Source organism: Collinsella tanakaei (assembly GCF_030373545.1).
Lineage (GTDB): Bacteria > Actinomycetota > Coriobacteriia > Coriobacteriales > Coriobacteriaceae > Collinsella > Collinsella tanakaei_C.
Genome location: NZ_JAUDCO010000014.1, coordinates 23,482 through 32,173 on the forward strand (window position 1 = coordinate 23,482; position 8,692 = coordinate 32,173).

The following is an 8,692-nucleotide window of genomic DNA, read 5'->3' on the forward strand; positions in this document are numbered from 1 at the left end:
CTTGCGTTTCCCTTAAGGGGAGCTCGCCTGCACTCGGCAGGGCTCGCCTGTGCACTGCCGAGCGACCGCACGAGCCCGCACTCGTCCGCACTCGTCCGAAAAGCCCCTACGACCGACCGCCGCGCGTGCGCATGTCCTCGTCCAACCCGAAGCGCCACTCATTCGGCAACGGCGCCGAAGGCTCCGCCGCACGGGCGAACCCAATCGCCGTCGACATCGCGCGGTACACGACCTCGGTCCCCTGCTCGTCGGCCAGGTAGTCCGCAGCGTACTCGCGCGCGATGCCCAGACGCTCGGCCTCTGCCGCTGAATCAATATTCGCGCCGATGAACAGGAACTCCCAGCCGCGCTTGCGATGCTCCTCGATCATGCGCTTGACGCGCGGGTAGGTGAACGTGCGGCTCGCGTTTTCCATGCCGTCCGTCGTGATCGCGAACAGCACGCGGTCGGCGCGGTACTCGTCCGGCAAAATACTCTGCACGAGGTCGACGTGCTTGATGGCGCCGCCCACCGCGTCCAGCAGCGCCGTGCAGCCGTAGCAGCGATATTGTTTACGCGTGAGGCGCGGCACCTTGCGGATGTCCACGCGGTCGTGCAGCACGCGGCTCTTCTCGTTGAACAGGATGGTCGAAACGGTCGCCTCGCCGGGCTCCTCGCGGTTCTCGGCGATCATGGCGTTGAAGCCGCCGACCGTATCGGGCTCCAGCCCGCTCATCGACCCGCTCGCGTCCAGGATGAAGACGATCTCGGTGCGGTTGGTGCGGCTCCGCTCGTCGGCGGTCTTTTCGGTGCGGTCGCGACGCTTGCGCTCGGTGCCATCGCGGCGCACGCGGCCCTCGCTCCCCCTATGCGAATACTCGACACTCCCGTCGTGCGTTTCCCGCTTATCAAACATCTGCTTGCTCATGGTTGCCTCCTCGGTGTCGGGGTTTCCTTTTGACACTTCGGAGATTACCGGGCTGGAGCACGCGGCAGGTAAACCGCCAGGCGACAAATCGCGCGCGGGATACTGCGCGAGTGAATGCCCAGCTCAGAGCAGACAAGTGCGGCGGGAGGCTCGAGCACGTGCGCCCGCATCGATGCCAACGAGAGCCGGGCGCCTACATCGATCCCGGCAAGGGCGGAACCCCGCATCGATCCCGGCAGCGCCAAAGCCCCCGCATCGATCCCGGCGGCACCAGGTTCCCTACATCGAGCCCAGCAGCGGCTGGTCGTAGGCGAACAGTGCCTCGTTGACGCGGAAGATGTCGTAGACGCCGCGGTCGATGAAAAACTCGATGATCACGTCGAACTTGCTGCTGTGCGACAACGTGAGGCCCGCACGCGACAGCAGGTCCTGCGTCTGGTCGTAGTCGAGCTCAAGGGCCAGCGCGAGCGCCACCGCCGTGGGCTTGGTGGGCCGATAGCTCGCGTTCGCACGTATCTTGGCGAACAGCTGTCGGCTGATGTTGGCGCGCTTGTACACCTGCGCATCCGTTATGCCGCGCGCGTCGATGAGGGCGAGCAAAGTGGTTGAAAACGGCTCGTCCAGGTTGTCGAGAAGGTCCGCCAGATCGGCGGGCTTCGGCTGGGACTCGGATCCAAACGACATGCACTCGAGTGCAGCCGCAGTATACGAGGATGAAGGTGCAGGCATCTGGGCGGACGGCGCAGGAACAGCCGGGGCCATCGCCTCGTCCTTGAAGACCCAGTCCGGCAGGCGCTCCCGCTCCTCCATACGACGACGGATATGGGGACTTGCCTCTACATAGGCATCGTCAATATACTCCTGCAGATCGGCGAACAGACTGCCGCCGGCACGGATCACGTCGCGGCTGAACACCACGAGCGTCACCTGGACGTCGTCGTCAACGCGGTCGAGGAAGGCCGCCGTCTCCTCGCGCGCGATGCGCAACGCCTCGGACTGCGGGTACCCGTAGATGCCCGCCGAGATGAGCGGGAAGGCGACCGAGCTCGCCCCCAGGCGCTCGACCTCGGAAAAGATGCTTTGGTAGCACGACCTGAGCTGCTGTTCCTCGCCATGCGCGCCCCCGCGCCATACCGGCCCGACCGCGTGCACGACCCACCGGCATGGCAGGTCGAAGCCGGGCGTGGCAACCGCGCCTCCCGTGGGGCAATGGCCGATCGCGCGACACGCCGCGTCCATGCGATCGAAACCCGCCGCGGCAAACAGCGCGCCGCACACGCCCCCGCCCGGCGCCAGCTGCTCGTTGGCGGCATTGACCAGCACGTCGGCGTGAACGCGCGCGATATCGTTGCGCTCGATGGAAAACGGCACGGCAGGCTCCCCTCACTCGCTACGCACGATTGTACCTGCGTCCGCGTCCTCGCGATGTCCCGAAGGGAACCGCTGCCCCAAAAGGAACCAGGAGCGTTGGGGGGCATACAGGCACGGCTCGATCTCCATCCGCCATCGGAGGTCCATGCGAAGGCCGGGACCCGCAGCAGCGCGCCCACCCCGTCGGCCGAACAAAAACCGGCACCCCGCCCGGCACGAAAGCCGAACGGGGCGCCGCGAGATGGGTTGAACGGAACACGTCCCCAATCATCCGCCTAGCGCGTGTAGTACGTGTCCTCCAGTGGCAGCTTGGTGCGGTAGACGCCGTCGAGCGCGTAGTAGGCGCCCGCCACGGCCTGGGCCGTGGGGATCGTGGCGATCTCGCCGATGCCCTTGGCGCCGTAGCCCACGGGCAGTAGCTCGTCTTTCTCCACGTAGATGGCGTTGATGAACGGAATGTCCGTGGAGCGGAAGAGCCCCAGCGTACCGAACTTGGCGGTCGGCACGCCATCCTTCAGCGGGAAGTCCTCGGTCAGCGCGTAGCCCATGCCCATGAGCACGCCGCCCTCGATCTGGCCCTGGATGGCGATGGGGTTCACCACCTTGCCGGAGTCGTGCGCGGCGTGGACCTCGGTCACGCGGCCGTCGTCGTCCAGGATCACGACGTGCGTGGCGTAGCCGTAGGCCACATGGCTCTTGGGGTTGGGCACATCAGCGCCCAGCTTGTCGGTCTTCTCCAGGTACTCGTAGGAGAACTCGCGACCCTCGAGCGCCGCCAGCGACGTGGTCGGGTCGGCGGGGTGCACCGCGGAGCCCGGACCCGCATACGGCGTGCCGTCGGCATACTCCACGATAAAGCCGTCACCGTGGGCCACGACGGGCCCGGTCGGCACCTCGTCGCCCGCCTCGACCGCCAGCATGGCGTCGCGCAGCAGGAAGGCGGCGCCGCGCACGGCCTCACCGGTGATGAGGGTCTGGCGCGAGCCGGAGGTGGTGCCGGAGTCCGGTGCGTTCTCGGTGGAGCACTCGCCGTTGACGATGTGCGACAGCGGCAGGCGCGTGGCCTCGGCCACGTCCTGCAGAAAGACAGTGTTGCAGCCCTGGCCGATGTCGGAGGTCGCCGAGTACACCACGGCGCGGCCGTCCTCCACGCGGATCTTGCAGCGGCCCGCGTCGGGCAGGCCCACGCCCACGCCGGCGTTCTTCATCGCGCAGGCGATGCCGGCGTGACCCGGATGCGCGTCGAAGACGTCCTTCACGGCGAGCAGGGTCTCCTTGAGCGCCGTCGAGCAGTCGGCGATCTGACCGTTGGGCAGGACCTTGCCCGGCTCGATGGCGTTGCGGTAGCGGATCTCCCACGGGCTGATGCCGACCTCCTCGGCCAGCAGGTTGATGAGCATCTCCAGGGCGAACTCGCTCTGGCACACGCCGAAGCCGCGGAACGCACCCGCCGGCGGGTTGTTGGTGTACCAGCCATAGCCGCGGATGTCGGTGTTCTGGTAGCAGTACGGGCCCACCGAGTGCGTGCAGGCGCGCTCGAGGACCGGGCCGCACAGCGACGCGTAGGCGCCCGTGTCGAAGTTGATCTCGCAATCCAGACCGGTGAAGATGCCGTTCTCGTCGCAGCCGAGCGTGAACGTGCCCTCCATGGCGTGGCGCTTCGGGTGGAACTTGATGGACTCCTCGCGCGTGAGGCGGCACTTGACCGGACGGTTCACCGCGAGCGCGGCGAGCGCCGCCAGATGCTGGACGGACACGTCCTCCTTGCCGCCGAAGCCGCCGCCCACGAGCATGGTCTCCACGACCACGCGCTCGGGCGTGGCATCCCAGCCGAGCATGTGGGCGATCTCCTTGCGGGAGTCGTAGGCGCCCTGGTCGGATGAGCACACCTTGACGCCGTCCTTGTAGGGGAAGGCCACGGCGCACTCGGGCTCCAGGAAGGCGTGCTCGGTGAAGGGCGTGGTAAAGGTGCGCGTCACCTTGTGCGCGGAGTTCGCGAGCGCCGTCGCCGCGTCGCCGCGGACCACGTGGCGCTGCTGGCAGATGTTGTTCTCGAGCTCGACCCAGTTGCCGAAGGCCAGGAACCTGTCGTGGAGCACCGGGGCGTCCTCGGCACGGGCCTCGGCGATGGAGCGCACGGGCTCGAGCTCCTCGTAGGTGATCTTGACGAGCTTCTTGGCGCGCTCGAGCGTGGCGGCGTCCTCGGCCACCACGAGCGCGATGGCGTCGCCCACGCAGCGGGTGATGTCGCCCTCGGCGATCATGACGTCCCAGTCGTAGATGAGGTGGCCCACCGCGTTCACCGGCACGTCGGCCGCCGTCAGGACGGCGAGCACGCCGGGCAGCGCGCGGGCGCGGTCCGCATCGATCTTGACCACGCGGGCACGCGGGTACTTGGAGCGCACCGCGGAGGCGTACGTGAGGTCGGGGAAGTCCGTCTCGTCGATGTCATCGGGGTATTTACCGTAGCCGAGCACCTTGCGCCGCACGTCCACGCGGAAGGCGCGCTCACCCACGCCGTAGCGCTCGCCGCGCTCGAGCTCGGGGTCGATTTCAGCCTCGCCGCGCAGGATGGCGGCGGCAAGCGAGATGCCCTCGATGATCTTCTTGTAGCCCGTGCAGCGGCAGACGTTGCCCTTGATGGCTTCCTTGATCTGGTCCTCGGTGGGATCGGCGACCTTATGGATAAGACCCGCGCCCGCCATCACCATGCCGGGGATGCAGAAGCCGCACTGCACGGCGCCCACCGCGCCGAAGGCGTAGACGAAGGCCTCCTGCTCCGCCTTGGGCAGTCCCTCGACGGTCACGATGTCGCGGCCGGCGGCGAGCTCGGTGGTGAGCACGCAGGCCTTGACGGCGTGGTCGTCCACGAGGATCGTGCAGGTGCCGCACGCGCCCTCCGAGCAGCCGTCCTTGGCGGAATGGATGTGCAGGTCGTCACGCAGGTAGCGCAGAAGCGGCTTCTTCTCGGTGACCGTGCGCTCGACGCCGTTGACGGTGAAGGTATAGCTCACCGGCTGCTTTGCCATGGCGATACCCCTCTCTATTCAGCTGCGGCGAAGATGCCGAGCGTATCGTGGATGACGTGCTTGGGGCACTTGGTCGCGCACATGCCGCAGGAGATGCAGCGGGTGTAGTCGATGGCGGCCTGTTTGTCGACGACGTGCATGGCGCCGCAGGGGCACACGCGCTCGCACATGCCGCAGCCGATGCAGCCCTCATCGGCGACCCAGATCTGATGGGTGGTCTCGGTCATGATTCCCCTCCATTGGGACGATACCGGACACCGGGGATGCCCCAAAACGCTCCTGGCCCCTTTTGGGACACGGGCGCGGGGGCATCCCCGAATACGTGACGGGCGTTACTCGCAGAACAGGTAGCTGTAGGAGTCGCGCACCGCGGCGATGGTGCGGCGCACGGCGTCGGGCACGCCGCAGCCGGCGTCGTCCACGTCCACGACGCGGATCTCGCCGCCCAGGCGCACGGAGAACGTGCCGTCGGCGAGCTTCATGAAGCCGTCGTTCTCGGAGGCGAGCATGTCGTCGCCGCTCCAGAACAGCGTGAGCTTGTCCTTGTAGGGACGGCCGGTCTCGTACGGGCAGAACACGGCGCAGTTGCCGCACTCGTTGCACATACCGTCCACGTGGACGACCTGCTGCTTGTCGAGGCCGGGCACCTCGATCGCCACGTTGGCGCGGTTGGGGCACACGTCGCAGCAGACCTCGCACACCGCGGCGCAGCCGAGGCAGCGGGTGTGGGTGCAGTTGGCCTTGTCGCGGCAGAGGTTGCCCTTCTTGGCGATGGAGGCCGCAACGTCCAGCTGCTCGTTGGCGTCCGCGTAGTGGTTGAAGTCGACGTTCGCAATCGCACGGGCGACCTCGGCGGCGTCGGCGATGGCCTCGACGACGGTCGCCGGACCGCGGCGGCAGTCGCCTGCGGCCCACACGCCGGCAACGCCGGTGGCAACGCCGGCCGGGCGGCCGCGGCGGTCGACCTCGACGCCGGCGCCCTCGTAGAGCGATGCGTCGATGCGCTCGCCCACCGCGCAGATCACGGTGGTGGCGGGCACGGTCACGGTCTCGCCGGTCGGCTCGGGCGCGCGGCGGCCGGAGGCATCCGGCTCGCCGAGGCGCATGACGTTGCAGGTGAGCTGGCCGTCAGCCAGCGACACCAGGGCGAGCAGCTCCATGAACTCGACGCCGTCTTCGAGCGCGAAGTCCAGCTCCTCCTCGTCGGCGGGCATCTGGGCCTTGGTGCGGCGATAGACCAAGCGGACGTTCTCCACGCCGGCGGCGCGCTTGGCCACGCGGGCGGCGTCCATGGCGGTGTTGCCGGCGCCGATGACCACGACGTCGGTACCGAGCGACAGGGTCTCGGGAGCCTTCTTGGCGGCCTCGAGGAACTCGAGGACGTCCAGCTCGGCACCCTCGCCCAGGCCCGCGGAGCCGGGCAGCCAGGCGCCGGTCGCCACGACGACGTCGGTGTAGCCCTCGGCGCGCAGGGCATCGATGGACTCGACGCGGGCACCCAGCTTGACCTCGACGCCGAAGGCGCGGCAGAGCTCGACGTCGGCGTCGATGTCGGCGCTCGCGATGCGGAACTCGGGGATCACGTGGCGCACGATGCCGCCGAGCGAATCCTTGGCCTCGAAGATCGTGACGGGCACGCCGGCGCGCGACAGGAAGAAGGCCACGGCAAGACCGGCCGGGCCGCCGCCGATGACGGCGACGTTCTTCTCGGAGACCTTCTCGGAAGCCCCTGCCTTGAGGCGCGGCAGCACGCTGCTGAACGCCTCGTGCGCGGCGCGCAGCTTGCTCGCGCGGATCTGGGCGCCCTCGGGCTCGTAGAAGGCGCGCTCGCAGCTCTTGCCACAGGGATGAGGGCAGATGGTGCCGGTGATGTGCGGCAGGGCGTTGCGCTCGATGATGATGGAGAACGCGTCCTCGAAGCGACCCTCCTCCACGGCGGCCAGATAGGCCGGGATGTCCTGCGAGATGGGGCAGCCGGTGCGGCAGGGCGCGGTGAAGCAGTCCATGAGCGGCGTGCCGCCGGGCACCTTGGCAGACGGCAGCTTGCGCAGCGGGTTGCGGTAGAGCGGGTTCACGAGCGAATCCTGCTGGATCGCGACGACGGCGTCGAGCGAGATGCCCTCGAACGCGCGGCCGTCCAGATTCTCGAACTCGCCGGCGATCTGGCTCATGCGCTCATAGCCGCCGGGCTTGAGCACGTCGGTCGCCATGGTGATCGGCCAGATGCCCGCGTCGTACAGCGAGCGGATGTTGTAGACCGTCGCGCCGCCGGAGTAAGAGATGCGAAGCTTGCCGTCGAACTGCTCGGTGATACGGCGCGCCACCTCGATGGTGAGCGAGAACAGCGTGCGGCCGGACATGTACATCTCGTCGCTCGGCAGCTCGCCGCGGGTCACATCGACCGGGAAGGTGTTGGTGAGCTTGACGCCGAAGTCCAGGCCGCGCTCGGCGCACAGGGCCATCAGGCGCTCGAACATGGGCACGGCGTCTTCCCACTGCAGGTCCTCGACGAAATGGCGGTCATCGAAGGCGATGTAGTCGAAGCCGAGCTCGTTCAGGCGCGCGCGGGCGAAGTCGTAGCCCAGAAGCGTCGGGTTGCACTTGATGTAGGTGTTGAGGTTCTTCTCGGTGATGAGATAGGTGGCGATGCGCTCGATCTCGGCGGGCGGGCAGCCGTGCAGCGTGGACTCGGTGATGGAGTTGGACACGCGCGCCGGGATGGAGTCGACAAACGCGGCGTCGACGTTCTGGAAGCGGTCGAGGTTCGCCAGCGCCCACTCACGGCACTCGGCCCACACCTCGGAGCCGGAGGCGTCCTTCATGCCCTCGATGTAGGCGTCGACCTTCGGCGACTTGATGCCCTCCAGATCGTATCCCACGCTCATGTTGAACACGAAACCGTCGGGTTCGCCCAGGCCGTACTCGCGGGCGATCAGGTGGCAGGCGAACCACGCCTTGACGTACTCGGCATAGGCCTGCGGCACCGTAAGCTCGGTGGACCACTCGCAGTTGTAGCACTCGTCGGCGGCGGTGATGCAGGGCTTGTTCACGCAGGCCGACAGCTCCTCGCCATCCATGACCTGGACGGTCTTGAGCTCGAAGAAGCGCGAGCCGGCCACGTAGGCAGCGATGATGTTCTGCGCGAGCTGGGTGTTGGGACCGGCGGCCGGGCCGAAGGGCGTCTCGATCTTCTCGTCGAAGATCGGCAGGGCGCCGGCGGCGTTGGCGCGCACGATCTTGCGCACGCCGAAGATCGAGCCGGACTCGTCGTGCTCGGTCATCACCCAGTTCATCAGGTTCGAAAACGGAATGGGCCTCATGATGTCGCTCATTGTCATATCCCCTCTTATTGATGGGTTGGTTGGGGACGTGTTCCCTCCAACCC

The 8,692-nt window shown here is 67.6% G+C and carries 5 protein-coding genes; all 5 read right to left on the reverse strand.

Annotation, left to right across the window (positions count from 1 at the left end; genetic code table 11):
- Positions 1-106 precede the first annotated feature (106 nt).
- The 5 genes from QUW00_RS09015 to ygfK all read right to left on the reverse strand — a co-directional run bounded on the left by QUW00_RS09015 (position 107) and on the right by ygfK (position 8,639).
- A complete protein-coding gene (locus QUW00_RS09015) occupies positions 107-907 on the reverse strand; it encodes a vWA domain-containing protein (protein WP_289614046.1) in 801 nt (266 codons plus the stop codon).
- A 279-nt stretch (positions 908-1,186) separates the two neighbouring features.
- Positions 1,187-2,278 carry a macro domain-containing protein gene (locus QUW00_RS09020; RefSeq protein WP_289614047.1) on the reverse strand — a complete coding sequence of 364 codons (1,092 nt, stop codon included), beginning with the start codon at positions 2,276-2,278 and terminating at the stop codon, positions 1,187-1,189.
- A gap of 275 nt (positions 2,279-2,553) precedes the next feature.
- Positions 2,554-5,307 carry a selenium-dependent xanthine dehydrogenase gene (xdh, locus tag QUW00_RS09025; protein ID WP_289614048.1) on the reverse strand — a complete coding sequence of 918 codons (2,754 nt, stop codon included), beginning with the start codon at positions 5,305-5,307 and terminating at the stop codon, positions 2,554-2,556.
- A gap of 14 nt (positions 5,308-5,321) precedes the next feature.
- The gene (locus tag QUW00_RS09030; RefSeq protein WP_289614049.1) at positions 5,322-5,534 is read right to left on the reverse strand and encodes a 4Fe-4S binding protein; all 213 of its coding nucleotides are present in this window, start codon (positions 5,532-5,534) and stop codon (positions 5,322-5,324) included.
- A 105-nt stretch (positions 5,535-5,639) separates the two neighbouring features.
- A complete protein-coding gene (gene ygfK / locus QUW00_RS09035; protein ID WP_289614050.1) occupies positions 5,640-8,639 on the reverse strand; it encodes a putative selenate reductase subunit YgfK in 3,000 nt (999 codons plus the stop codon).
- Positions 8,640-8,692 lie beyond the last annotated feature (53 nt).

What these genes read in the sequence shown, in the direction of transcription:
- QUW00_RS09015 (WP_289614046.1), bottom strand. Translation starts at nt 907, where the DNA reads ATGAGCAAGCAGATGTTTGATAAGCGGGAAACGCACGACGGGAGTGTC.
- xdh (WP_289614048.1), bottom strand. Translation starts at nt 5,307, where the DNA reads ATGGCAAAGCAGCCGGTGAGCTATACCTTCACCGTCAACGGCGTCGAG.
- QUW00_RS09030 (WP_289614049.1), bottom strand. Translation starts at nt 5,534, where the DNA reads ATGACCGAGACCACCCATCAGATCTGGGTCGCCGATGAGGGCTGCATC.
- ygfK (WP_289614050.1), bottom strand. Translation starts at nt 8,639, where the DNA reads ATGAGCGACATCATGAGGCCCATTCCGTTTTCGAACCTGATGAACTGG.